The 23,688-nt window shown below is 59.3% G+C and carries 35 protein-coding genes; 32 read left to right on the top strand and 3 right to left on the bottom strand.

Features of this window, described 5'->3' with window-relative positions; all coding sequences use genetic code 11:
* Positions 1 to 14 precede the first annotated feature (14 nt).
* Positions 15 to 692 (top strand): RNA polymerase sigma factor, encoded by a 678-nt coding sequence (locus HS101_18155; GenBank protein MBE7508191.1) that lies wholly within the window; start codon positions 15 to 17, stop codon positions 690 to 692.
* Positions 689 to 1,570, top strand: coding sequence for a hypothetical protein (locus HS101_18150; protein ID MBE7508190.1), 882 nt, complete (start codon positions 689 to 691; stop codon positions 1,568 to 1,570). The genes HS101_18155 and HS101_18150 overlap by 4 nt, the downstream gene beginning before the upstream one ends.
* Before the next feature lie 75 nt (positions 1,571 to 1,645).
* Here the strand turns inward: HS101_18150 and HS101_18145 are convergent, their stop codons facing one another.
* From HS101_18145 to HS101_18135, 3 genes are all read right to left on the bottom strand, one after another.
* Positions 1,646 to 1,948 (bottom strand): zf-HC2 domain-containing protein, encoded by a 303-nt coding sequence (locus tag HS101_18145; GenBank protein MBE7508189.1) that lies wholly within the window; start codon positions 1,946 to 1,948, stop codon positions 1,646 to 1,648.
* Complete coding sequence (locus HS101_18140; protein MBE7508188.1) at positions 1,948 to 2,565, bottom strand: sigma-70 family RNA polymerase sigma factor; 618 nt, start codon at positions 2,563 to 2,565, stop codon at positions 1,948 to 1,950. The genes HS101_18145 and HS101_18140 overlap by 1 nt, the downstream gene beginning before the upstream one ends.
* Before the next feature lie 445 nt (positions 2,566 to 3,010).
* Complete coding sequence (locus tag HS101_18135) at positions 3,011 to 3,745, bottom strand: hypothetical protein (protein MBE7508187.1); 735 nt, start codon at positions 3,743 to 3,745, stop codon at positions 3,011 to 3,013.
* Between the two features lie 629 nt (positions 3,746 to 4,374).
* Between HS101_18135 and HS101_18130 the strand changes: the two genes are divergently transcribed.
* From HS101_18130 to HS101_17985, 30 genes are all read left to right on the top strand, one after another.
* Positions 4,375 to 4,980, top strand: coding sequence for a PEP-CTERM sorting domain-containing protein (locus HS101_18130; protein MBE7508186.1), 606 nt, complete (start codon positions 4,375 to 4,377; stop codon positions 4,978 to 4,980).
* A gap of 323 nt (positions 4,981 to 5,303) precedes the next feature.
* Positions 5,304 to 7,424: an elongation factor G gene (fusA, locus tag HS101_18125; GenBank protein MBE7508185.1), complete on the top strand. Its 2,121-nt coding sequence runs from the start codon at positions 5,304 to 5,306 to the stop codon at positions 7,422 to 7,424.
* Between the two features lie 403 nt (positions 7,425 to 7,827).
* Positions 7,828 to 8,136, top strand: a complete 309-nt coding sequence (rpsJ, locus tag HS101_18120; GenBank protein MBE7508184.1) for a 30S ribosomal protein S10 — start codon at positions 7,828 to 7,830, stop codon at positions 8,134 to 8,136.
* Between the two features lie 131 nt (positions 8,137 to 8,267).
* Positions 8,268 to 8,918 carry a 50S ribosomal protein L3 gene (gene rplC, locus HS101_18115; GenBank protein ID MBE7508183.1) on the top strand — a complete coding sequence of 217 codons (651 nt, stop codon included), beginning with the start codon at positions 8,268 to 8,270 and terminating at the stop codon, positions 8,916 to 8,918.
* A 57-nt stretch (positions 8,919 to 8,975) separates the two neighbouring features.
* Positions 8,976 to 9,626 carry a 50S ribosomal protein L4 gene (rplD, locus tag HS101_18110; GenBank protein ID MBE7508182.1) on the top strand — a complete coding sequence of 217 codons (651 nt, stop codon included), beginning with the start codon at positions 8,976 to 8,978 and terminating at the stop codon, positions 9,624 to 9,626.
* 9 nt (positions 9,627 to 9,635) lie between these two features.
* Positions 9,636 to 9,947 carry a 50S ribosomal protein L23 gene (rplW, locus tag HS101_18105; GenBank protein ID MBE7508181.1) on the top strand — a complete coding sequence of 104 codons (312 nt, stop codon included), beginning with the start codon at positions 9,636 to 9,638 and terminating at the stop codon, positions 9,945 to 9,947.
* 51 nt (positions 9,948 to 9,998) lie between these two features.
* Positions 9,999 to 10,868, top strand: a complete 870-nt coding sequence (gene rplB / locus HS101_18100; GenBank protein ID MBE7508180.1) for a 50S ribosomal protein L2 — start codon at positions 9,999 to 10,001, stop codon at positions 10,866 to 10,868.
* 42 nt (positions 10,869 to 10,910) lie between these two features.
* Positions 10,911 to 11,198, top strand: a complete 288-nt coding sequence (rpsS, locus tag HS101_18095; GenBank protein MBE7508179.1) for a 30S ribosomal protein S19 — start codon at positions 10,911 to 10,913, stop codon at positions 11,196 to 11,198.
* 16 nt (positions 11,199 to 11,214) lie between these two features.
* Entirely contained in the window at positions 11,215 to 11,556 is a 342-nt protein-coding gene (rplV, locus tag HS101_18090) for a 50S ribosomal protein L22 (GenBank protein ID MBE7508178.1), read from the top strand.
* A gap of 6 nt (positions 11,557 to 11,562) precedes the next feature.
* Positions 11,563 to 12,282, top strand: a complete 720-nt coding sequence (rpsC, locus tag HS101_18085; protein MBE7508177.1) for a 30S ribosomal protein S3 — start codon at positions 11,563 to 11,565, stop codon at positions 12,280 to 12,282.
* Positions 12,283 to 12,338: 56 nt separating this feature from the next.
* Positions 12,339 to 12,758: a 50S ribosomal protein L16 gene (rplP, locus tag HS101_18080; GenBank protein MBE7508176.1), complete on the top strand. Its 420-nt coding sequence runs from the start codon at positions 12,339 to 12,341 to the stop codon at positions 12,756 to 12,758.
* Between the two features lie 54 nt (positions 12,759 to 12,812).
* Complete coding sequence (gene rpmC, locus HS101_18075) at positions 12,813 to 13,064, top strand: 50S ribosomal protein L29 (GenBank protein MBE7508175.1); 252 nt, start codon at positions 12,813 to 12,815, stop codon at positions 13,062 to 13,064.
* 24 nt (positions 13,065 to 13,088) lie between these two features.
* Positions 13,089 to 13,379, top strand: a complete 291-nt coding sequence (gene rpsQ / locus HS101_18070) for a 30S ribosomal protein S17 (GenBank protein MBE7508174.1) — start codon at positions 13,089 to 13,091, stop codon at positions 13,377 to 13,379.
* 15 nt (positions 13,380 to 13,394) lie between these two features.
* Entirely contained in the window at positions 13,395 to 13,808 is a 414-nt protein-coding gene (gene rplN, locus HS101_18065; GenBank protein ID MBE7508173.1) for a 50S ribosomal protein L14, read from the top strand.
* 25 nt (positions 13,809 to 13,833) lie between these two features.
* Positions 13,834 to 14,184, top strand: a complete 351-nt coding sequence (rplX, locus tag HS101_18060) for a 50S ribosomal protein L24 (protein ID MBE7508172.1) — start codon at positions 13,834 to 13,836, stop codon at positions 14,182 to 14,184.
* Positions 14,185 to 14,231: 47 nt separating this feature from the next.
* Complete coding sequence (gene rplE, locus HS101_18055) at positions 14,232 to 14,786, top strand: 50S ribosomal protein L5 (protein ID MBE7508171.1); 555 nt, start codon at positions 14,232 to 14,234, stop codon at positions 14,784 to 14,786.
* A gap of 72 nt (positions 14,787 to 14,858) precedes the next feature.
* Positions 14,859 to 15,044 (top strand): type Z 30S ribosomal protein S14, encoded by a 186-nt coding sequence (locus tag HS101_18050; GenBank protein MBE7508170.1) that lies wholly within the window; start codon positions 14,859 to 14,861, stop codon positions 15,042 to 15,044.
* 54 nt (positions 15,045 to 15,098) lie between these two features.
* Positions 15,099 to 15,494, top strand: coding sequence for a 30S ribosomal protein S8 (gene rpsH / locus HS101_18045; protein ID MBE7508169.1), 396 nt, complete (start codon positions 15,099 to 15,101; stop codon positions 15,492 to 15,494).
* 50 nt (positions 15,495 to 15,544) lie between these two features.
* Complete coding sequence (gene rplF, locus HS101_18040; GenBank protein ID MBE7508168.1) at positions 15,545 to 16,120, top strand: 50S ribosomal protein L6; 576 nt, start codon at positions 15,545 to 15,547, stop codon at positions 16,118 to 16,120.
* 35 nt (positions 16,121 to 16,155) lie between these two features.
* A complete protein-coding gene (locus HS101_18035; GenBank protein ID MBE7508167.1) occupies positions 16,156 to 16,524 on the top strand; it encodes a 50S ribosomal protein L18 in 369 nt (122 codons plus the stop codon).
* A gap of 68 nt (positions 16,525 to 16,592) precedes the next feature.
* Entirely contained in the window at positions 16,593 to 17,102 is a 510-nt protein-coding gene (gene rpsE, locus HS101_18030; protein ID MBE7508166.1) for a 30S ribosomal protein S5, read from the top strand.
* Between the two features lie 20 nt (positions 17,103 to 17,122).
* Positions 17,123 to 17,749 (top strand): 50S ribosomal protein L15, encoded by a 627-nt coding sequence (gene rplO, locus HS101_18025; GenBank protein MBE7508165.1) that lies wholly within the window; start codon positions 17,123 to 17,125, stop codon positions 17,747 to 17,749.
* Between the two features lie 75 nt (positions 17,750 to 17,824).
* The gene (gene secY, locus HS101_18020; protein ID MBE7508164.1) at positions 17,825 to 19,222 is read left to right on the top strand and encodes a preprotein translocase subunit SecY; all 1,398 of its coding nucleotides are present in this window, start codon (positions 17,825 to 17,827) and stop codon (positions 19,220 to 19,222) included.
* Positions 19,219 to 19,866: an adenylate kinase gene (locus HS101_18015; GenBank protein MBE7508163.1), complete on the top strand. Its 648-nt coding sequence runs from the start codon at positions 19,219 to 19,221 to the stop codon at positions 19,864 to 19,866. Before secY ends, HS101_18015 begins: the two co-directional genes overlap by 4 nt.
* 47 nt (positions 19,867 to 19,913) lie before the next feature.
* The gene (map, locus tag HS101_18010; protein MBE7508162.1) at positions 19,914 to 20,693 is read left to right on the top strand and encodes a type I methionyl aminopeptidase; all 780 of its coding nucleotides are present in this window, start codon (positions 19,914 to 19,916) and stop codon (positions 20,691 to 20,693) included.
* A gap of 59 nt (positions 20,694 to 20,752) precedes the next feature.
* A complete protein-coding gene (gene rpmJ / locus HS101_18005) occupies positions 20,753 to 20,869 on the top strand; it encodes a 50S ribosomal protein L36 (protein ID MBE7508161.1) in 117 nt (38 codons plus the stop codon).
* 41 nt (positions 20,870 to 20,910) lie between these two features.
* A complete protein-coding gene (gene rpsM, locus HS101_18000) occupies positions 20,911 to 21,297 on the top strand; it encodes a 30S ribosomal protein S13 (GenBank protein ID MBE7508160.1) in 387 nt (128 codons plus the stop codon).
* Between the two features lie 39 nt (positions 21,298 to 21,336).
* Positions 21,337 to 21,720 carry a 30S ribosomal protein S11 gene (gene rpsK / locus HS101_17995; GenBank protein MBE7508159.1) on the top strand — a complete coding sequence of 128 codons (384 nt, stop codon included), beginning with the start codon at positions 21,337 to 21,339 and terminating at the stop codon, positions 21,718 to 21,720.
* Between the two features lie 21 nt (positions 21,721 to 21,741).
* A complete protein-coding gene (gene rpsD, locus HS101_17990) occupies positions 21,742 to 22,377 on the top strand; it encodes a 30S ribosomal protein S4 (GenBank protein MBE7508158.1) in 636 nt (211 codons plus the stop codon).
* Positions 22,378 to 22,499: 122 nt separating this feature from the next.
* Positions 22,500 to 23,681 carry a DNA-directed RNA polymerase subunit alpha gene (locus HS101_17985; GenBank protein MBE7508157.1) on the top strand — a complete coding sequence of 394 codons (1,182 nt, stop codon included), beginning with the start codon at positions 22,500 to 22,502 and terminating at the stop codon, positions 23,679 to 23,681.
* Positions 23,682 to 23,688 lie beyond the last annotated feature (7 nt).

Genomic DNA, 23,688 nt, shown 5'->3' with positions numbered 1-23,688 from the left:
CCAGGAGTCGGACCGTGCAATTGGCCATACCCATTCCTCAGACTCACCTGACCATCGATGATGCCGAGGCGGCCCTGGTCGAGCGGGCGAAGCGGGATCGGGAGGCCTTTGCCATTCTGTACCGGCGGCACTACGGCATGATCGTCGGCTACATTCTCCGGCGGATCGGCGATGCCCATGCCGCCGAGGACCTGACGGCCGATGTGTTCACGGCTGCCCTTCGATACCTGCCGCGATACCGGCAGCGGGGCGTGCCGATCAAGGCGTGGCTGTACCGAATTGCGACGACCACGGTTAATCGATGGGTGAGAAGGCAACAGCGGCGCAGCGTGATCGAGGGGTTCTTCGCCGCGATGCGCGGGCCGACGGATGGCAACGGCGCAAGCAGCGGCGGCAATGGTTCGGTCAGACACGACCTGCCCGAGACCGATGCCGAGCGAGCCCGGTTGGCGCTCTTGGAGCTGCCGCCGAAATTCCAGACTGTCTTATCACTGCATTATCTCGAGGGTCTGAGTCTGCAGGACATCGCCGTTGCTGTTGGCTGTCGGCTGGGGACTGTGAAGTCCCGGCTGTCGCGCGGCAGAGACGCGATGCGCGAGCGGTTATTGAAACGCCGGCCGCCTGAAGCCGGCGCCGCGAGCAGCGGAACGAGCCCTTCGAATGTTGCTCCGAAAGGAGACGTATCAGCATGAATCGCGATCGTGACATGGTAGATAGCGCGCTAGGTTCCCTTCGGTCCGTCCAGTATGACGGGCCTTCGTTTGACCCCCAACTCGAGGAGAAATTGATGAAGGAGTTCGATAAGACGACGGTTTCGCGACGATTTGCTCATCGCCCGGCAGTGGCCGCGGCGCTGGGGATTCTGGTGCTCGGCGGCGGCGCGTTCGCGGCCGGCGGCGGGATTGATTACATCAAGAGCCTGTTCGTGACGGTGGAGATCGACGGCCAGCAGTTGGACGTTGAGCTTCAGCCGGTCGGCGACGGCACACATGAGGGCGAGCTGGTAACCACGCTCGCCGACGGCCGGGATGCGCATGTGCAGGTTCGCAAGACGGAGAACGCCGATGCCGGCGAGCACGAGATGCGCGTGCAGGTCAACCTGGACGACGGAGACCAGATGACCGAGGACGTGAACGTCTCCAGGCGGCGCGTCAGCACGGACGGCCCGATCGCGGCAACGATTGAAGATCTGGGCGATGCCGAGCCGGTCCATGAGTGGACGAACGCGGCCGGCTCGGATCGGGCGCTCTATCTCATCGAAGATGAGTCGGGCGAGAACCTGAGCGTCTTTACCACGGCCGTTGAGGAAGGTGGCGCATTAAGCATCAAGCGACTGGCGACACTGCCGGCAGAGAAATTCGATGGCACGCCGGAAGTCTCGGTGGAGGATAGCGGTTTGATTTCCATCAAATGGACCAGCGGCGATGCGGGCAATGAGAACGTCCGCCAGATCAAGCTGATGGACGTCTCCAGCAGCAATCCCGCGACGATGCACGTCGAGCTGAAGGACGCGCTCGATCAGGCGATGGAAGACAGCCCGGTCAAGGTGAAGGTGACCGAAGGCGAGTAACGAATCGTCGTCGGCGATCAGTGGATCAATGAGGAGCCCGTGGACTGCCCGTCCATGGGCTTCTCTCGTTGGGTGCTACTTTTCGCGGGAGGCGAGAATGGCCTTGATCAGCTCGGGCGGTACCTCAATGTCAGCCGAATCATCGCGACAGCACTTCTCCAACTTGATGGTCGTCTCATAGGTGTCGAGAAACGACACGCATGGAGGGCACACGTCGATATGGATTTGAAACTCGCGGCGCTGCTCGGCCGGAAGTTCGCCCGTTCGGTAGGCCTCGATGAAATCGATGACTTCACGGCAGGTCAAAAGCGGCTCGCGCAGACCGCGCCGGGCCCCGAACAAGTGCAACTTTGCGATCATGCGAGACCAAAGTCCCATTACGGCCCCTCCCGAAAATGGGGATCGAGCAGGGTCCGCAGGGCCTGCCGTGCCCGATGAAGTCGCGTTTTGACAGCGTTGTTATTAATTCCCAGCACCTCACTTGTTTCCTCCGTACTCAACTCTTCGATGTCGCGGAGGAGCAAAACGGTACGGTAAATCTCGGGTAGTTCGTCGATGGCTGCCCGGACCAGCGTCCGATTTTCCTTTCGCTGTGCCTCTGAATCGCCTGTTTCCCGCCAGGCCGAGGCCGGGGTTGCCGGATGGCCGTCGGACAGGAACTTCGGCAGCAGGTCTTCGATGGATCGTTCCTGAACCCGCTTGCGGGAGCGCAGTTTCATCAGTGCGGCATTGACGACGATTCGATGCAGCCAGGTGGAGAGCCTTGAGCCGCCTTCGAAAGACTTGATGGCCTTGAACGCGGAGAGAAAGGCCTCTTGAAGTGCGTCGCGGGCATCCTCTTCGTTGCCTACGATTCGCCGGGCCACGGCCAGCATCGGGCCGGCATGTTGGTGCGCAAAAATCGTAAAGGCATCATCGTCCTCGGCGCGAAGACCGGCGAGGAGGGCTTCCTCGGATGTCTCGTCGACGGCACGGTTCGATGAAAGGGATGGCATAAAAACGGGATTATTCTACATCGCCACAGCGGGGGCAAGACGAATCCAAATCCATGATGGGGGGAGAGGGTCACTGGCCACAAAAAGATACGCCTGGCAGTCTCGCGAACGAGACTGCCAGGCACGCCCGCCCAAGGGTGGAGTGGGAGTGGGTTTTGGGTGGGCGCTGAGTCTTTCGGTGGGGCGCGGTACCTGCTCATTTAATAGCGGAGCCCGCAAATGCAAAGTCCGGGGTATTCGGCCGGAGGGAGTGTCTTGTTTCTCGAAGCAGTCTTCGGCATCAGCCAGCTCAAAAGCGCGAAGACTGTCTGGAAATGAGAACCGGTTCCGCGGTTCGTTTGTTCCCGGAATCCGCAGATTTTGTGGGGAAAGCGCTGGATGGGGACGAACGCAGCCTTGAAGAAATGCGACAAGGGGAGTTGCGGTCGGCGTGAGCAAGGGTGGGCTACTTGCCGGTCATATCCACGATGGTCACGTCGTCGGGAAGCTCCACCAGGAATCTGTCGGGTTTGATGTCGGGTTTCAGGTTGATCTGCGACAGGGCGGTGAGCTGAATGCGGCGGCCGGTCTTGTCATGTCCCGTGCTTTTAACGCGGAGGCCGGACTCCTTCTGAATGTAATGAATGGTCTTGGCGGGCTGGTCGTCGGAAGCGGCCTTGGGAGTAGCCTCGATGACCCACGCTTTCTTGCCTTCAATGTTTTGGTCGGGCAGGACGCGGAGGTCGTATGACTTCTTGAGGCTGGTGAAGAAATTCTCATCGGCCACGATGTTTTGGCCGGGCTGGGCGATCGACTTCGTGACTGTCGGCTTGCGTCCGGCCTGGGTGGTGATTACGTAACAGGCTGAGCCGTCACTAATGGTCAGGACGGTTTGTTCGGCCTTTCGGGTTTGTCCCTGATGCCTTGAGGTGACGACGTTGTTGAGGTCGATTCGAAAGACGATTCGGTTGCCATGCCGCTGATGCTCGTAGGTTCCGTTAGACTCACTTTCGATGTCCGCATCACCCATCTTCACCAACGTATTGATTCGCATCTTGGCGCTGACGGCATCCACTTTCTCCGCTGCGGCGATCGCCTGAGCCTCGATGGAAGGAATCGATTCTTCCGCGACGACGGCACTATTCGTGATGAGCCAGACAGAGCCAACGAACCAAAGTGCGATCGTTATTTTCCTTCTCATCAAGCACCTCTTCGTTCCGGCGGGGATCGGTCCTGGTCCGTAACAATGCATCGGCTGGGCCGGCGGCAACGCCCCGGGAGACTCACGATCCGGCGTCCATATTACCTCAAATAGACATGGGTCTCGGGCGGGCCCGTGACATTTTCTGTCCTGGCGAGCCGATCCTACTCAAGGAGTAGTGATCCCGACTGGATTGAGGCTGCCTTGGGGGATTCCGGGGCCTGGGGACTATGGGACTCGCGATAATCTGGGTAATTCGAAAGAATTAGGGCGGGGGGCAGGAGGCGAATATCACCCCGGCGGAAGAGGGGTTTGTGGACAGGATCCGGACCCGTACGGGCAGGATATGAGAGTAGTGGTAGTTGCACGGCAGGCGCCGGTGACGGGAGATAACATCCGTTCTTACAGGTACTTATGTGTCAGAGGCCGGGGGGTTTAGCGACATGGTTTTGGGCTGGTGGGGTCGGATAAAACTACTACCAAAAAAAGGAATTAGGGTCCTGCAAAGCTTGACTCGGACCAGCGAGACGTGGTACATTGCGGTTCGAGTTCAGTAAGCAGAACTCTAAGGAATGGGTCAGAAGTAATGTTCGCCCAGAATGGGCTGGCAGAAAATCGGAGGAGATGAAATGCGGATCACAGCACTTATCACTGGAATCGTATTGATGGCCGCGACGTCGGCGAATGCCGTCTTCGTTGGCTTTGACACGGCCGGCAACAACACGTTGGCGACAGCCGATGTGCTTGTCAGCAATACGGCTGACTGGAATGATGGCTCCTGCGCGTTGAGCGCAGACGTCGGCATGGCCAGCCTTTCGGCAGGCGACGTTGACTTTTATAAGTTGACGATTCCGAGCGGGTGCATCCTGACGGCTATCACCACGCCGCTTGGTGTTTTCCCGAGCTCGCCTGACACCGTCATGGGTGTCTGGGATAGCCTTGGCCTCGCGAACGACAATGATGATGCCGGTGACGATGCTTCCTGGTCGACTGGCCCTGCCGGTCCGACCCGCGGTAGCGCTGTTCGCTATTCGAATGACAGCGGCGTTGCCCAGATGGTCTGGCTGTCGGTTTCGGGTTATGCCGATTTCGACTTCGACGGCATCGACGACATCTTCGGCGGTCCGCATCCTGAGTCGGGTTCCTACCTGCTGACCGTCAGCCTGACGCCGGAGCCTGCGACGCTTGGTCTGCTGCTTGGCGGCCTGGTGTTCTTCGCCCGCCGACGCAAGTAAATATCAACCGGAGCTCTCGGGCTCCTTCAGGTTTCACTGTGATCAAAGTACCGCGGCTGCCTTGTGCAGTCGCGGTATTTTTTCTTTTGTAGATCCCACAACTCCACTCCAGGACTTTCCCTTCCCCGCGCCTCCGCAACCACAATCCACTCTGTGTTGGCTCGAATGTCATCGCGGACAGACGGTTGATCAAACGAGACGAGACGACAGGGTCAATTGCTTCCTATATCATCCCCCGTTCGACCATTAGATGGATTGCGATCGAGAATATTGAGGGGTGGACATACGCCCTTCCTCCTCCAGCCATGCAGGATTCTAGAAACATGAAACCACAGTCAACCAAGGAGGAGCCCGGCCAATCGAGCGACCCGATGCACCGCGTGCGGAACATCGGGATTGCCGCCCATATCGACGCCGGAAAAACGACAACGACGGAGCGAATCCTCTTTTACACCGGGCGGACGCACAAAATCGGAGAGGTCGATGACGGAACGACGACTACTGACTTTGACGAGCAAGAGCAGAATCGCGGCATCACCATTTTCAGCGCGGCGGTGACCTGCCCTTGGCGCGATCACACCATCAATCTGATTGATACGCCGGGCCACGTAGATTTCACGGCAGAGGTGGAGCGCAGCCTTCGGGTATTGGATGGGGCGATTGTTGTCTTCGATTCGAAGGAAGGCGTCGAGGCGCAATCAGAGACCGTGTGGCGACAGGCGAAGAAGTATGGCGTCCCGACGATCTGCTTTCTGAACAAGATGGACAAGATCGGGGCCGATTTCGAAAGCTCGGTGGCGTCGATTCGAAAGCGCCTCGAGGCACATCCGGTTGCGGTGCAATTCCCGATTGGGGCGGAATCGGGGTTCAGCGGCGTCATCGACCTGCTCTCGATGAGAGCACTTCGATTCACCGGACAGGAGGGAGTTACGGTTGTTGAAGAGGCTATTCCAGAAAGCCTGATGGAGACGGCGCGGAGCCTTCGCCACGAGCTTGAGGAAAAGGTCGCCGAGACGGACGACGGGCTGATGCACAAGTATCTGGAAGAGACGCCGCTTGAGGTTTCGGAGATCAAGGCGGCGCTTCGACGAGCGACGATCGGCAATGTGCTGCAGCCGGTGTTTTGCGGGTCATCGCTGAAGAAGATCGGTGTGCAGCCGCTGCTGGACGGCGTGCTGGACTATCTGCCGTCCCCGCTCGATCGGCCGCCGGTCCAGGGAGTGAAGTCGATTAATGATGAAACGGTGGTGATCCGGCGTCCATCGAGGAGCGAGCCGCTTGCGGGCCTGGTCTTCAAGATCGTCTCAGACAAGCCGATGGACTTGTACTACATCCGCGTTTATAGCGGGGTGCTCAAAAGCGGGATGCGTCTTCTGAACGGGAATACGGGCAAGAAGGAGAATCTGAGCCGGATGTTTCGCATGTTCGCGAAACGCCGGGAGCAGATCGACGAAGCTCCTGCGGGCGATATCGTCGCATGTCTGGGACTGAAGGACTCGCTGACGGGCCACACGATTTGCGAGACGTCGGCGCCGGTCGTACTCGGACGAATCGAGTTTCCCGCGCCGGTCATCAGTGTTTCCGTGGAGCCGAAGAACACCAAGGACAAGGATCAGCTCGGAGAGTCGCTCGCGAAACTAGAGCGTCAGGATCCTACGTTCAAGCATCACTTTGACGCTGAAACAGGCCAGACGCTGATCAGCGGTATGGGAGAATTGCATCTGGAAGTTCTCGCGTACAAGCTCGCTCACGATTTTGGCGTGCCGGTCAATGTGGGGAAGCCGCGTGTTTCCTATCGGGAGACGATTTCCCGGGCGGCGGAGGCGGAGGGCCGATTCATCCGGCAGACAGGCGGTCGGGGACAATATGCGGTCATCAAACTGCGCGTCGAACCATTGGCACGCGAAAAGGGCAGAGATCATTTCGAGTTTTACAATGGGCTTCGCGGCGTGTCGATCGACCATGATTACGTCGCGGCGGTTGAGCGGGGCGTGCGTGACGCGCTACCCATGGGCGTGCTGGCGGGTTACGAGATTCTCGACGTGCGCGTGACGCTGATCGATGCGCAACAGCACGAGGTGGACAGCTCCGACCTTGCATTCGAAAACGCCGGCCGGCTTGCTTTTGAAGAGGCCTGTAAGGCGGCGGGTCCGATCATGCTTGAGCCGATGATGAAGCTTCAGGTCACGGTGCCGGAGGATTTCTTCGGTGTGGTGAATAGTGATCTGGCGGCTCGGCGCGGAATCATTGAGGACACGGAAAGCCGCGGGCAATATCGAATCATCCACGGCCTTGCACCGTTGTCGGAGCTTTTTCAGTATGCGACGAAGCTTCGAACATTGACCCAGGGCCGGGCCAGCTACTCGATGGAGCCGCACGCCTACGAAGCGATGCCGCCGGCCCAACAACAGGCCCTGCTCAAGCTGCACGGGTACGGGGCTTAGTCCATCAATTCCACTGGTGGATCACCCAGTGACTAAAGAGGGGGCGACATTGACGTCCCGTGTTGACATAAACGGTTCGGTAGCGGTCAACGGGTTGGGGATCGGGGTGTTGGAAACGTTCGCCAGTCGAGAAAGGCCGGCTCGGAGGGGACTGGGGTATGGCGAAAGAGTTCGCGGAAATGTCAAAAATCAAGATTTCCAGGTGCATCAGGCCTGCAAATTGACCCCGGCCCACTGCCCCTGCCATAAGTCGTGTTAATTCAGGAAGTTATGACTGATTGCGAAGAATCTGGTTTTAGGGCCCAGGTTGCTTGACATTGATCGACGGTCTGGTACGCTTTCCTGTCTTGCCCCAATTTTGACAGGGGGCGAGGCGAAACACTCAGACGGATCGGAAACACCTGTGGCGCTGGATCGAATTCGAATACGGATGGAGGCATACGATCATCAGGCGTTGGATATTTCAGCGCGTGAGATTTGCGAACATGCCAAGCGGACGAGCGCCCGCGTAAGCGGCCCTATTCCACTTCCGACGCGAATTGAGCGTTATACGGTGCTTCGAAGCCCCCACGTTGACAAGAAGTCCATGGAGCAATTCGAGATGCGGACTCACAAGCGTGTGATCGACATCTTCGACCCGACGGCCCGGACTGTGGAGGCACTGAATCGGCTGGTTGTTCCGGCAGGCGTATTTGTAAAAATCAGAGCGTGATGCAGGATCGGTGACCTGACGTTGGCACCGATATCGGCGTCCGGACTTCTTTTTGATACAGCGCAGTTTGTTCGTTGCGTGAGCCTTATCGCGCGGTTTCATTAACCGTCAGGGAAGGGATTTTGTACCTCATGACCGCGGCCATCCTTGGAAAAAAAATCGGCATGACGCGCGTGTTCGCCAAGGACGGCGCATCAGTTCCGGTGACGGTGGTGCAGGCCGGTCCGTGCCCGATCCTTCAGGTGAAGACGAAGGATTGCGACGGGTACGAGGCCGTTCAACTGGGGTTTGAGAATGCGCGGGCAAGCCGGAGCACTCGGCCGCAGATTGGTCATGCCCATGCGGCGAAGACGGTGCCACAGCGATTTGTCCGGGAGATTCGGTTGGCGGCTCCGACGGAGCAGAAGGCGGGTGACGTCGTCACGGTAGAGTTGTTTGAGTCGCCGGAAGTGAAGTATGTGGATGTGGTCGGCACGTCGATCGGCAAGGGATATCAGGGCGTCATGAAGCGGCATGGCTTCAAGGGACAGCCGGCCTCGCACGGAACCGAGCGGAAGCACCGCTCGCCGGGTGGCATCGGCTCCTCCGGCAATCGCGGCCTTGGACGTTGTATTAAAAAGGGCAAGCGCATGTCGGGTCACATGGGGCACGAACGCTGCACGGCCCGCAATCAAAAGCTGGTGATGATCGACAAGGATCGTAATCTGCTTCTTATTCAGGGGACGGTCCCGGGTCCGAAGAACGGATACGTGATCATCTCCAAGGCGAAAACGAAGGGTTAACCAACGGACAGGTCGTTCGGTGAGAGCCGGGGCGACCTTTTTAGATGTAGTGTCGCTATGATCGAGATACCCATTCTGAATACGAAGGGCGAGCAGGTTGGCAGCGAGAAGCTGGACCCGGAGCTCCTGGGCGGTCGCGTGCGGATCGACTTGCTGAAACAGGCGGTCGTGACGTACCGCGCGAACCAGCGTCAGGGCACGCACAAGACGAAGACTCGTGCGGAGGTGCATGGGTCGTCGCGGAAGCTGTATCGTCAGAAGGGGACTGGTCGCGCTCGCGCCGGAAACCTGCGAACACCGGTTCGCGTGGGCGGCGGACACGCCTTCGCCAAGACGAATCGAGATTACTCGAAGAAGCTATCGAAGAACATGCGTCGGCTGGCTCGGAATTCGGCGATTCTGGCAAAGGCTCAGGCGGGCACCGCGGTGATCCTGACCGGACTGACGCTAGACGCGCCAAAGACGAAGACGCTTGCGTCCGTTCTGCGAGCGACAAAGTCGGATCGCGGGGCGCTGCTCGCAGTGTCGGCGGTTGATAAGAATCTGTTGTTGTCGGGACGGAACATTCCGGGGTTCTGCTTGAAGCAGGTATGGGACATGAACGCCCATGAAGTGCTGCGGGCGCGGCGTCTTATGTTTACGCCGGAAGCGTTTCAGTCGCTGACGAAGGATCCGGTATTGGGCGGTCGCGCGGCCGTGCAGGGGTAAGGTGGAGCGATGGATATCTACCACGTCATTCGCAGGCCACTGGTCACAGAGAAGGGGACTCACCAGAGTCGCCAGTCGTACGGTGCATCGCACACACGGCCAGGCCGCGGCGGCGCATACAGCTTCGAGGTTCATCCGTCCGCAAACAAGATCGAGATTTGCGACGCGATTGAAAAGATTTATGGCGTCAAGGTTCAAAGCGTTCGGACGAGCGTCTGTGCGGGCAAAAAGCGTCGCACGCGGTTTAAGTTCGGCATGACTCGGGAGTGGAAGAAGGCGGTGGTGGTTCTCAAGCCCGAGCACCACATCGATTTGTTCTAGGGAAGTAATTGACTCGTCGCTAGTGCGACGAATTAGACAGGTTCGTGCGACATGGGCGTAAAAATTCATAAGAAGACGACTCCCGGCCGGCGGCAGTCGAGCGTCAATGATTTCGCCGAGTTGACGTCGCGGAGTCGTCGCCCGGTCAAGGCGCTGGTTCGGCCGTTGTCGAAGACCGGTGGTCGAAACAACCAGGGCTTCACGACATCGCGATTTCGGGGCGGCGGCCACAAGCGGCTGTACCGTGTGATCGACTTTAAGCGCAATAAGGACGACATTGCGGCCGTGGTTGAGGCGATCGAGTACGATCCGAACCGCAACAGCTTTATCGCGTTGCTGAAATATGCAGATGGTGAGCTACGATATATCCTTGCCCCCAACGGCCTGACGGCGGGGACAAAGGTGATGAGCGGCTCAAAGGCTGAGCCTCAGGTCGGTTGCGCGATGGCGCTGAAGGACATGCCGGTCGGCCTGGACATTCACAATATTGAGATCATCGCCGGCCAGGGGGGCAAGATGTGTCGGACCGCCGGTGGGACGGCGCGCTTCGTTGCCAAAGAAGGCAATTGGGCGACGATCATTCTGCCTTCGGGGGAAATGCGGCAGGTGCGAGCGGATTGTCGCGCGACGATCGGCCAGGTCGGCAATGCTGACTTTAAGAACATCGTGTACGGAAAGGCGGGTCGTCGGCGGTATTTGGGCCGACGGCCGCATGTTCGCGGGACGGCACAGAATCCGGTCGCCCATCCGCTGGGCGGCGGCGAAGGACGTAGCGGCGGCGGACGTCATCCGTGCAGCCCGACGGGCAAGTTGGCCAAGGGTGGTCGGACGCGTAACCCGCGACTGAACTCGAATCGACGAATTCTGCGGCGGCGAAAGAGTCGTCGCTATGGACAGGTATCATTGCCGCGGCGCAAGTAAGGCTCGCAAGAAACTGGACTGAAGGATTAGGGCGCGAAACGTATGGGACGCAGCTTAAAAAAGGGACCGTTTGTCGATCCTCGGCTTTATGAGAAGGTCGAGAAGGCAATGTCAATGGGCAGTCACGAACCCATCAAGACGTGGGCGCGGCGCTGCACGATTCCGCCTGAGTTCGTTGGTCGCACGTTTGATGTGCATAACGGCAAGATATTCAAGAAAGTATTTGTGACGGAAGACATGGTGGGACACAAGCTGGGCGAGTTTTCTCCGACACGGACCTGGCGTGGCCACTCCGGCGTGAAGAAGGCTGACGCGGACGCGAAGAAGTAAGTGATTGGGTAATCCAATGGCGAAATGGACCTCCATACATCGATATGCCCGGATCAGCCCGCGGAAGGCTCGGCTGGTGACTCAGCTCATCGCCGGTCGCCCAGTGGACGACGCGCTTGATCTGCTGAAGTTCACGCGCAAGCGGGCGAGCGTTTTGATTGACAAGGTGCTCCGCGCAGCGATGGCGGACGCCGACGAAAAAGAGGCCAACGTTCGAGGTCTTTTCGTGCACGAGGCTCGGGTGGACCCGGGCCCGATCATTAAGCGGTTTCAGCCGAAGGACCGCGGTCGGGCACATGCAATCATGAAGCGAACGAGCCACATCGTAGTGACGGTGGCGGAAGGACCGAGGAAGTAATCCAACATGGGACAGAAGGTTCATCCAATTGGATTTCGGATCAGCGTGACCGAGGACTGGCGTTCCAAGTGGTTCGCCCCGAAGGCGGCCTACGCGGAGTTCCTGATTGAGGACTTTAAGATTCGAAAGCTGATTCATGAGCGGCTGAATCGAACGCCGCCTTATGCCGGTTGCTCGGGCGTTCAGATCGAGCGCACCCGCAATGAGGTCAAGGTTCAGGTGGCGACTGCCCGACCGGGCATGGTCATCGGTCCCAAGGGCGCGGAAGTGGACAAGCTTCGCGAGGCGTTGGAAGACCTGATCGATCGCAAGGTGAGCGTGAACATCAAAGAGATCAAGAATCCCGATCTCGATGCGCAGCTCATTGCATTGGATATTGCCGAGCAGTTGAAGAAGCGGGGTAGTTTCCGCCGCGTTATGAAGATGCACTGCGAGGCGACGATGGCGGCTGGGGCGCTTGGCATCAAGATTATCTGCAAGGGGCGTCTGGGCGGTGCGGAGATGTCCCGCCAGGAGACGCAGAAGCTGGGATCGATCCCGCTTCAGACGCTTCAGGCGCACGTGGATTACGGATTTGCCCAGAGCTTCACGACATACGGGGCGCTTGGCGTGCGAGTTTGGCTGCACCATGGGTCCTACCGCGATGAAGCGCATAACGAGCGTGTGGCTGCCGGCACGGCCGGCGACAACGGCGGACGCCGGCCTCGCGGTCCGGGCGGAGAATAGACGAAAACCTCCTCGCCGCGAGCGCGGCGTGGAGCGATGGATAGGGAGTCAGTGACATGGCACTCATGCCGGCGCGAGTAAAGTTCCGCAAGCATCAGCGCGGCAAGATTCACGGGAACGCCACGCGTGGCAACACGGTTGCCTACGGCGATTTCGGCTTGCAGGTGTTGGAGCCCGGCTGGATTTCCGGCAGGCAGATCGAGGCGGGGCGCATGTGTGCGTCGCACTATCTGCAGCGGCAGGGTCGGGTGTTTATCCGCATCTTTCCGCACAAGAGCGTCTCCAGCAAGCCGTTGGAAACGCGCATGGGTAAGGGCAAGGGTGAACCGGATTACTGGGTTGCCGTTGTGAAGCCCGGGACCGTGCTGTTTGAGATCGGGGGCGTTCCTGAGGACGTAGCCCGGCAGGCGCTCTCGCGAGTTTCGAGGAAGATGCCGTATCGCTGTCGATTTCTGAAGCGGCGACACGGACTGTAAGCGACAAAAGGGTATTTAGGCTGGCTCGAACGCATCGGGCCGGGACCGGCGAAGATGAAGATAAACGAAATCCGGGATATGAAGACCGAAGAGCTGCACGCGGAGCTGGATCGCCTGCGCCGGCACCTGTTCGATTTGCGCAGTCAGCGCGTCACCGAAAAGCTGGAGGACCCTTCCCAGCTTCACAAGACCCAGAAGGACATTGCACGGGTCTTTACGGTGCTCAACGAGCGCGGCGAGAAGGATATCGAGCAGAAGCAGTATCACATGGAGTCCGCGGGAACGGCCGCGAAGGCGACTCGATAAAGAATGGACGAGGACGGATCAGCCATGACGGATGCAGCAAAGAGCGATCAGACTTCGGTGCGCAAGGCCCGGCGAGCGCGCCTCGCAGTCGTCGATAGCGACAGCCGCGACAAGACGATCAAGGTCCGGATCGATCGTCTGGTGAAGCACGCGAAATATGGGAAGTATCAGCGTCGTCGCAGCGTGATTCATGTTCACGATGAGCAGAATGAAGCCAAGGTGGGCGACGTGGTGGAAATTGTTGAGTGCCGGCCGATCAGTAAGTCAAAGTCGTGGCGGCTTTCAAAGGTCGTGCGTCGGGCAGTGCAGGCATAGCGGAGCGAGTTTTCCATGATTCAGTCGGAAAGCGTCCTTGATATAGCAGACAACACCGGCGCGAAGCGGGCGTTGGTGATTCGCGTACTGGGCGGATCGACTCGGCGCCAGGGCTTCACGCGCCGAACCGCCTCGGTCGGCGACGTTGTTGTTTGCAGCGTGAAGAAGGCGCTACCCAATAGCGACTACATCGTGGGCAACAACCGCAAGGAACGAGCCCAGCGACGAAAGGTCAAGTGCGTCATAGTTCGAACGAAGTCGCCGGTGAAGCGGCGGGACGGCAGTTATGTCCGTTTCGACTCGAACGCGGCGGTGATTATCGATGATGATCGCAACCCGAAAGGCACTCGCATTTTCGGAGCCGTTGCCCGCGAGCTTCGCGACATGGGATTCATGAAGATCGTCTCGCTGGCGAGCGAAGTGGTCTAAGTCAGCGACGGAGTGAGACAGGCTTATGGCGGCGAAAGTACGAAAAGGCGATCGGGTCGAGGTGATCTCAGGGGATCACCGCGGTGAGCAGGGCAAGGTCCTGCGAGTCGATCCCGACAAGCAGCGCGTGGTGGTCGAAGGCGTGAATCTGGTCTATCGCCACATGAAGCCGAGCCGTCGGAGTCCGCAGGGCGGCCGTATCCGCAAGGAAGCATCGATCCATGTTTCCAATGTGTTGCCAGTGGATCCGAAGACGGGTCGCGGCAGCCGGGTTCACATGGAATTGGAGAAGTCCGGCGGCAAGATTAAGTCCAAGCGTCGGGTGACCAAAGGGGGCACGGCCCTTGAAGACGTTCGCGGCGCGGTCAAGAGTTGAAAGTGAATTAGGGCGTGGTCGCGTAGAAGCGCGGCTGCGAAACGAACATGGCTCGGCTTTACGAAAAGTATAAGAACGAAGTTCTTCCCGCATTGCAGAAGGAGCTCGGGCGAAAGAACCGGCTATCGATTCCGCGGCTTGAGAAAGTCGTGGTCTCGATGGGTCTGGGCAAGGCCACCCAGGAGAAAAAGCGATTGGACGCGGCGGAGAAGGAGCTGACTCAGATCGTCGGCCAGAAGCCGATCGTTTGTCGCGCGAAAAAGAGCGTATCGAATTTCAAGCTGCGCGAGGGACAGCCGATCGGCCTGAAGGTGACGCTGCGGGGCGCGCGGATGTACGAGTTTCTGGATCGCGTGATCGCGGTCGCGATTCCGCGTATTCGCGACTTTCGCGGGCTGTCGACGAGCAGCTTCGATGGGCGCGGCAACTACAGCATGGGTTTGACGGAACAGACTGTATTCCCGGAGGTCGACGCCGACAAAGTGGAATTTCAGCAGGGGATGAACATCACGGTTTGCACGTCGGCGCGCGATGATCGCGAGAGCCGGCAATTGCTGACCATGATAGGTCTGCCGTTTCGGAAGGACGAGAAGGAATCGTAAAGAGGCGACAGTGGGCCCGGCGCGCAGCGTCGAAGCCGGGACGGTGGGCGCAGCAGGAAAGCGACGAAGCCTATGGCCAGAAAATGCTGGATTATCAAAGCGGCGCAGAAGCCGAAGTTTCAGGTTCGAGCCTACACTCGATGCCAGGTGTGCGGTCGCTCCCGGGCGGTGTACAAGAAGTTTCGTTTGTGCCGCCTTTGTTTCCGGCAGATGGCACTGGAAGGAAAGATTCCCGGCGTACGAAAGGCGAGCTGGTAGCTCGCGCCGGGATGTCTGAGGAAAAGACAGTCGTAAGTATGAGGCAAACACAGCATGTGGACTGATCCGATCGCCGATCTCCTGACACGCATTCGTAACGGGCTGCACAATCGCGCCCGCAGCGTGACGGCGCCTTATAGCGGCGTCAAAATGGCTGTTTGCCAGGTTCTAAAGGAAGAAGGCTATATCAGCGATGCCGAGCGGATCGAGGGCAAGCCCTGCGATCAACTGCGAATCACGATGAAGTACGGTCCGCGAGGCGAGCAGGTCCTTCAGAGGATTCGCCGGGAGAGCAAGGCCGGTTGTCGCAAGTACGTCAAGGTGGACGAGATTCCGAAGGTACTTAACGGACTGGGTATCGCGATTGTTTCGACCAGCCACGGTGTGATGAGCGATCGCAAGTGCCGTCAGCAGCGTTTGGGCGGCGAGTTGATTTGTACGGCCTATTAGGCCGCGTGGAGCCTCGATGTAAATCGGGGCGATGACAGGATACAAGAGTCATGTCACGTATTGGAAAGAAACCCATCACCCTGCCGTCCGGCGTCAGCGCGGACTTAAAGGGCAGCATGATCACGGTCACTGGTCCGAAGGGATCGGCTTCGTGGTCACATGCGGCCGGGGTGTCGGTCAATGTAGAGCCCGGCAAGGCGATTGTCGTGACGCGGGCATCGGATGCTTCCAAGCATCGGGCGCTGCACGGCACAACACGGGCGCTGATTCAGAATATGGTCACGGGCGTGTCGCAGGGCTACGAGCGGAAGCTGGAGATTTACGGGACCGGCTACGGCTGTGCGGTGAGCGGCAAGACCCTTGACCTGAACGTCGGTTACTCGCACCCGATCAAGCTGGATATCCCTCAGGGGATCAAGGTCGCAGTTGAGGTTGGCCAGACCAAGGGTGATGAGACGCCAGCGAAGCTCACCATCAGCGGGACTGACAAGCAGACGATCGGACAGTTTGCCCGATCGATCAAGGATGCGCGTCCGCCCGAGCCATATAAAGGTAAGGGTGTTCGCTATGCAGGCGAACAGATCAAGCGGAAGGCAGGCAAGGCCTTCGCCGGCGCCGGTGGTTGATGACAAGCATTGGCAAGATTTCAGGTTGACGAGTCATGAACGCGAGAGCACTCAAGAACGAGAGAAAGTTGCGGCGCAAGCGTCGCGTGCGCCGTCGAATCTTCGGCACGGTGGAGCGGCCGCGGCTGAGCGTCAGTCGCAGCATCAAGCACATCAGTGCCCAGTTGATCGACGACGTGAGCGGCAAGACGCTTTGCTCCGCAGGGACGAATTCGAAGGCACTCGCCGGACAGGCCAAGAACGGGGGCAATTGCGCCGCCGCGGCCCTTGTCGGCAAGCACCTTGCCGAACAGGCACGGATGCACGGGATTCGCGCGGCGGCATTCGATCGAGGCGGACGACGGTATCACGGGCGACTCAAGGCGCTTGCCGAGGCGGCACGGAAGACAGGGTTGGAATTCTAGTACGGGCGGCGGCGTGATCCGGTAAGCGTGCCGGAGTCCGACGATCGACCGAGAGCATGGTGTGACGGATGGCGAGATATCGAAGAGGAGCCGCGGAGCAGGACGGACCTGGCTATGACGACAATGTCGTCAAGGTCTATCGTTGTTCCAAGGTGGTCAAGGGTGGGCGCAGGTTTTCGTTCGCGGCGCTGGTCGTCGTGGGCGATCGCAATGGCCGGGTCGGCGTCGGCTACGGCAAAGCGAACGAAGTGCCCTCGGCAGTTGAAAAAGGCCGCAAGCAGGCCATTCGAAATCTTCATCCCGTCCAACTGCACGGTTCGACCATTCCGCATTTCGTGGAGGGTCGTTACGGCGCCAGTATGGTCAAGTTGTTGCCGGCGAGCGCTGGAACCGGCGTTATCGCGGGTACAAGTGTTCGCGCCGTGCTCGAGCTGGCCGGCCTGCACGATTGTCTGACAAAGGTCTACGGCTCGACGAGTCCGAAGAACCTCGTCAAGGCGACGATCAGAGCGCTAGGCATGCTGCGGGAACGCGCGGCGGTCGAGCGACTTCGCGGCGTAAGCCTTGTCGGTAGTTGATCAGTAAGAAAGAGTCAGAGATGAACATCACTGAAATTACAACTCGAGCCGGGGCAAGACCCAAGCGGAAGCGCGTCGGTCGCGGGCCGGGCAGCGGACTCGGCAAAACATCCGGCTATGGCCATAAGGGCCAGGGATCGCGAAGCGGCGGTCGCGGCGAGCGCGGACTGCTTTCCGAGGGCGGCGTATTTCCACTTTTTCGGCGATTGCCGAAGGTGGGATTCAACAACAAGATTTTTCGCACCGAATACCAGGTCGTCAATCTCCGCGATCTTGAGACGCGATGTGAGAGCGGGAGCCATGTGACGGCTGCGAGCCTCGAGGCGCTTGGACTCATCCGCGATCGAACCGCTCCGGTCAAGATCCTGGGCGAGGGCGAGATTCAGAAGAAACTGACGATCGAAGCTCAGCGATTCAGCGTGTCTGCCGCAAAGAAAATCGAGGCGGCCGGAGGCACCATCAAGCGGCTGGGCGCACAACCTAAGAAGAAGTTCGTTAAGCGTCCGGCGTGGTTGAAGGCGAAGGAAGCGAAGGACGCTGAGCAGGCCGAGGGCGCAGCCAAGGGCAAGGCCGGCGGCAAGAAGGATAAGGGCGAGAAAAGCGCCAAGGCCAAGCCCAAGACTGAGGGCGAGGCAGATCAGGGATGATGTGATTCACCGTCGGCCCGCGAGCGATCGGCTGCGAGGCCGAATCGGCGCCGGGTACGGTATTGCGAGACAAAGATGCTCAAGGCTTTTTTTAACATCTTCAAGGTCGCGGACCTGCGGAACAAGATTCTGTTCACGCTGGGCATGCTCGCGATCTATCGCATTGGGTTCTACGTTCCGCTGCCGGGCGTGGATCAGCCTTCGTTGTCTACGCACTTCAGCAATATGGGCAGCGGCGGAGCAAGCGGCGGTGTGCAGCAGCTCACCGAAGCATTCGCCATGTTTACCGGCGGAAATCTGCAGCAGAGCACGATTTTCGGTCTGGGCATCATGCCCTACATTTCCGCGTCAATTATTTTCCAGCTCCTTGGCACGGTTATCCCCGCCCTGGAGAAGCTGAAGCAGGAAGGACAGGCGGGTCAGAAGAAGATTCAGGAATACACGCGATATGCGACGGTCGGCATCTGTTTTGTTCAGGCGGCATTTTGGCTGAAGTACGTCCAGGCATCGGGTCTGGTTTACAGTGAGTTCAGCGATTTTTCGGCGAGTTTCTGGCCGACGACGAGTTTCTGGCTGATCGGTTTGAGCACGATGACCGCCGGGACTGTGTTCCTGATGTGGCTCGGCGAACAGATTGATGAGTACGGAATCGGCAATGGCGTCAGCTTGATCATCATGGCGGGAATCGTGGCCCGAATGCCGAACGCCGTGATTTGGGTTGCTCAGAACGCATCGATGGACGTAAGCGGTGATGCCCAGATGGGACCGGCGAAGATCGTGTTCCTGCTGATGGCATTTGTGGGCGTCGTCGCCGGATCGATTCTTATCACGCAGGGTCAGCGGCGCATCCCGATCCAGCAGGCCAAGCAGACGCGCGGTCGTCGTGTTTGGGGCGGCCAGCGACATTATCTTCCGCTTCGCGTCAATCACGGCGGCGTCATGCCGATCATCTTCGCCAGCAGCTTGATGATCTTCCCCAGCCTGATCTTCGATTGGTTGTCGAAGGTCTTCCCGGATGTCGGTTTTCTGGGAATGATTGCCAGCGAATTCAATCGATCGGGATTTATTTACGCACTGGTCTTTGTGGTGATGGTCTATTTCTTTGCCTATTTCTGGACCACGGTCCAGTTTCAGCCCAAGGAAATGGCCAACAATCTTCGGGACTACGGCAGCTTCATCCCGGGCCTTCGTCCGGGGAAGCGAACGGCGGACTATCTTGAGACCGTCATGACGCGAATCACCTTTGTCGGCGCCGGCTTTCTGGCGGCGATCGCGTTGATTCCTCAGATCATCGCGGCGGCGATGGAAATCCCGATGGACGTGTCCTCGTTCCTGGGAGGCACCGGCCTACTGATTGTCGTGAGCGTGGGGCTCGATCTTGTGCAGCGAATTGAGGCGAACTTGATCATGCGGAACTACGGCGGCTTCCTGGGTGATGGCAGCGGTGCTCGGATCAAGGGAGCTTATGCGTGATTGTCGTCTTGTTAGGTCCGCCCGGTGCCGGGAAGGGAACTCAGGCGGTCAGGATCTCGAAGACCTTCGGATTGCAGCATCTGTCCAGTGGGGACATCCTCCGGGCGGAGCGTAAGGAGATGACGGAACTTGGCCGGAAGGCCCAGGATTTCATGGATCGCGGCGATCTGGTTCCAGATGACTTGATCCTCGCCATGATGATGGATCGGATCGGTCGTCCCGGTGCTGCAAAAGGGTGCCTGCTGGACGGTTTTCCCCGGACAGTCGCACAGGCGGAGGGCCTGGACGAGAGACTGTCGGAGCGCGGCGCTAAGATTGATATTGTGGTCAACATGGAAGTTGACGACGCGGAAGTGACCCGGCGTTTGACTGGTCGGTGGTCCTGCCCCACGGATGGGCGGATCTATCACGAGATGTTTTCACCGCCGGGCAAGGCCGGGGTGTGTGATGATTGCGGCACGGCGCTGACGCGACGAAAGGACGACGAGCCTTCGGTCGTGGCGCAGCGGGTCAAGACGTACCACGCCGAGACCAAGCCGCTGGTGGCGTATTATCAAGCCCGCGGGCTTCTTCGGCCGGTGGATGCAAGCGGCACAGTGGACGCGGTGACCGCATCGATTGAGAAGGTCTGTCGAGCGAAATGAGAGAGTCGACTGTTGAAAAGCGTGACTCTCGAACGAACGGGCTTCGGATGGCCGTGCTAAAGAGCCCGCGAGAGATTGAGCTGATGCGCGCCGCCGGTCGCGTCGTTTTTTCGGTGTTGCAGAGGCTCCGAGAGACAGTCAAGCCCGGTGTAACGACGGGTGAGCTGGGTCAGATCGCGGAAGAGATGATTGTAGCAGCGGGCGGAGTGCCGCTGTTCAAAGGCGTGCAGACGCCCCATACGAAGTTTCCTTTTCCATCGGCGATCTGCGCCAGTGTGAACGAGGAAGTGGTGCACGGGATACCGGGCGACCGGGTTCTGAAGGAAGGCGACATTATCAGCGTCGATTGCGGCGTGTTGCTTCGCGGCTATTGCGGCGATTCGGCTACGACGCTGGCCGTCGGTCGCATCGATCGGGAAACGCAGCGGCTGTTGGACGTGACCTCGGGCTCGCTGGAGATTGCGGTTCGCGAGATGAAGCCGGGGCGCTGGTGGAGCGAAGTCGCCACGGCGATTCAATCGCACGTGGAGAGCGCCGGGTTTTCTGTGGTTCGAGAGTTTGTCGGCCACGGGATCGGCCAGGAGATGCACGAGGAACCGAAGGTTCCGAACTATTCGGATCGCAAGCAGCGGAAGGACGATTTCCGGCTGGAGCCGGGATTAGTTCTGGCAGTCGAGCCGATGGTCAACGCCGGGGGCCGCGAAGTGAAGAGCGGCGACTGGACGGGTTGGCCGCAGGTGACAAAGGACGGGCGTCCGTCGGCTCATTTTGAGCATACGGTCGCAGTGACAACGACGGGTGTGGATATTCTGACCGACGGGAGGTAGTCCCGTTTCGGGCAGTTTTGTTTTGAGATCGGCGGGAGATTCGCCGGGAGCGAGAGATCATGAAAGTTCGCAGCAGCGTTCGCCGCATATGTGAGAATTGCAAGCTGATCAAGCGAAAGGGCGTTGTACGCGTCATTTGCTCGGCTAATCCGCGGCACAAGCAGCGGCAGGGATAAGGGCATGGGACGGCTGATGTCCGTCCCGGGAGAAAAGCGCGATGCCTCGAATAGCTGGTGTTGATATTCCGAACGAGAAGCGGGTTGTTGTGGCCCTCGGCTACATCTACGGGATCGGTCCGAGCAACAGCAAAGAGCTGCTTAAGGAAGCCGGAATCGACGAGAACGTCCGAGCGAAGAACCTGACCGAGGACGAGATCAGCCGGATCGCCTCGATCATCGACCGCAATTACGTGGTTGAGGGACAGCTTCGCCGGAAGATCACTCAGGACATCGCCCGGCTCAAGGATATTCAGTGCTATCGCGGCCTTCGACATCGTCGCGGTTTGCCGGTTCGTGGACAGCGGACGCGGACGAACGCGCGAACGCGGAAGGGACCGAAGAAGACGGTTGCGGGCAAGAGGGGCGTGAAGGAACTTCGCAGCTAAAGAGATCGGGCGTGAATCGTCCCGAGGAGAGCAGAACGAGTGGCAAAGTCAGCAGGCAAAAAGAAAATCCGTCGGAATGTGGCGCGTGGCATCGCGTTCGTGAAGGCGACCTTCAACAACACGATGATCACGATCACGGACGTGAACGGTGAAACCCTCTGCTGGCAATCGGCCGGCACGGTTGGTTTCAAGGGAACACGCAAGAGTACGCCCTTCGCGGCGCAGCGCGCCGGCGAGTCGGTGGCGTCGGCGGCGCGGAAGTTCGGTGTGACGGAAATAGAGGTTCGCGTCAAAGGCCCCGGCAGCGGACGTGAGTCGGCCATTTCGGGCCTGCAGTCCGGCGGCCTGCGGATTCAATCGATCGAAGACGTGACGCCCCTGCCGCATAACGGGTGTCGTCCGGCACGAAAGCGGCGGGTCTAAGCGAGAGGTATTGATAAGGCTATGGGTAGAAATTTAGGTCCAGTATGTCGCATGTGTCGCCGGGAGGGCATCAAGTTGATGCTCAAGGGTTCACGCTGCGAGAGCGCGAAATGTCCGATGGAAAAGCCGTCTCGCAACGCGCCGCCCGGCGCGGGCCGGGCCTTCCGGAGAGGGACCAGCAGCGAATACGGCAAGCGCCTCCGCGAGACGCAGAAGGTCAAGCGGTATTACGGTCTCTGGGACAAGCAGTTCCGACGCTATTTCGAGCGATCGCAACATAGCACCGAGAACACGGGTATCGCCCTACTCGGTCTGCTGGAGCGGCGACTGGACAATGTCGTGTGCAAGCTGGGCTTTTCTCCATCGCGCAAGGCGGCGCGCATCGCGATTGGTCATAACCATTTCATGGTGAATGGACAGCGGGTGAACAAGCCCGGTTATCTGGTGCGGGTGGGCGACAAGATTTCGGTGCAGAGGCGGGATGAGAGCCAGAAGTATGTTCGCTCATTCTTTGATCTGGATCCGAACCGCGCGGTGCAATCCTGGCTGCGGCTGGACCCGGCCAAGCTTGAGGCGACGGTCGAGGCGATGCCGGCGCGCGATGACGTGCAGATACCGGTAGAAGAACAACTAGTGATCGAGTTCTGTAGTCGATGATTTGTGCGGAAGAAAACATGAGTGACGTCCTGGCGCCCGCGGCGGATGTGCAATCGGCGCGGCCCGATGTTGTCGGCCGGACATCCGGCGGCTGGTCGTCCTTTTCCAGGGAGGTCAATGCGATGCGAATAAGGTGGCGAGGTTTGGAACTCCCGACGCGCGTTCTGCGGGACGAGTCGGCGAGCACGCCCACGTATGGAAAGTTCATGATCGAGCCGTTTGAGCGCGGCTTCGGTACGACGGTGGGCAACAGCCTTCGTCGAATCCTGCTGTCGAGCCTTGAGGGCGCGGCAGTCACGCACGTCAAGATCAAGGGTGCCGAACACGAGTTCACGACACTCCCTGGTGTTCTCGAGGACGTGACCGTCCTGATTCTGAATATCAAGTCGCTCGTGGTTCGCCTCAACAGCGATGTTCCCAAGACGATGCGGCTGGCCGTTAAGGGTCAGGCCGGCAAGCAGGTTCAGATTCGCGCGGCGCAGATCGAGGCAGACGCCGGGATTGAGCTGATCAACCCCGACCAGCACATCGCCACGCTGAACGACGCGGTGGATTTTGAGGTCGAGATGACCGTCGGACTGGGTCGCGGATACGCGACGGCCGACGATCACAAGATCGAGGGCGAGGACCAGATCATCGGCATTGTGCCGGTGGATTCGGTTTATTCGCCGGTCATGCGTGTTCGCTATCGCGTGGAAGATACACGCGTGGGTCAGCGCACCAACTACGATCGACTGGTGCTGGAGATCTGGACCAACGGAACGCTGGCGCCTGAGTTGGCCCTGGTCGAGGCGGCGAAGATTCTGCGCAAGCACCTCAACCCGTTTGTTCAGTATTTTGAACTTGGCAGCGGACTGGCGGTCGCCGGCGCGGAGTCGGACTCGGTTTCATCCAGTTCCGGCGTTCGTGCGGACCCGAGTCTTCTGGCTCAGCCCATTGCGTTTCTGGATTTGTCCGTTCGGGCGAGCAACTGTCTCCTCTCGGCGAATATTTCGACGGTCGGAGAACTGGCCGCCAAGGATGAGGCCGATCTTCTTCGACTTCGAAGTTTCGGCAAGACTTCGCTGCGAGAGGTGAAGCGAAAGCTCTCCGATCACGGCCTGTCGCTTCGGTCGGAGATGGGCGTCGATGTCGACATGAATGAAGAGGATGACGAATCGGAATTCGAGCAAGAGGGTTCCATGGGCTCGTTCGGTAGCTCGCCTGTCAGCTCGGGCATCTCCGGCGGCATGACGCCCGGGTCATTCGCTACCCAGCCATCGGAGTCCGACCCTGCCGACGCGTCCCGGGGAAACCCCGGTTGAAACCCTG

The sequence above is a fragment of the Planctomycetia bacterium genome (assembly GCA_015075745.1).
Lineage (GTDB): Bacteria > Planctomycetota > Phycisphaerae > UBA1845 > UTPLA1 > UTPLA1.
The sequence above is the reverse complement of the archived record's forward strand: the minus strand, read 5'-3'. Positions and strand labels throughout refer to the sequence as shown.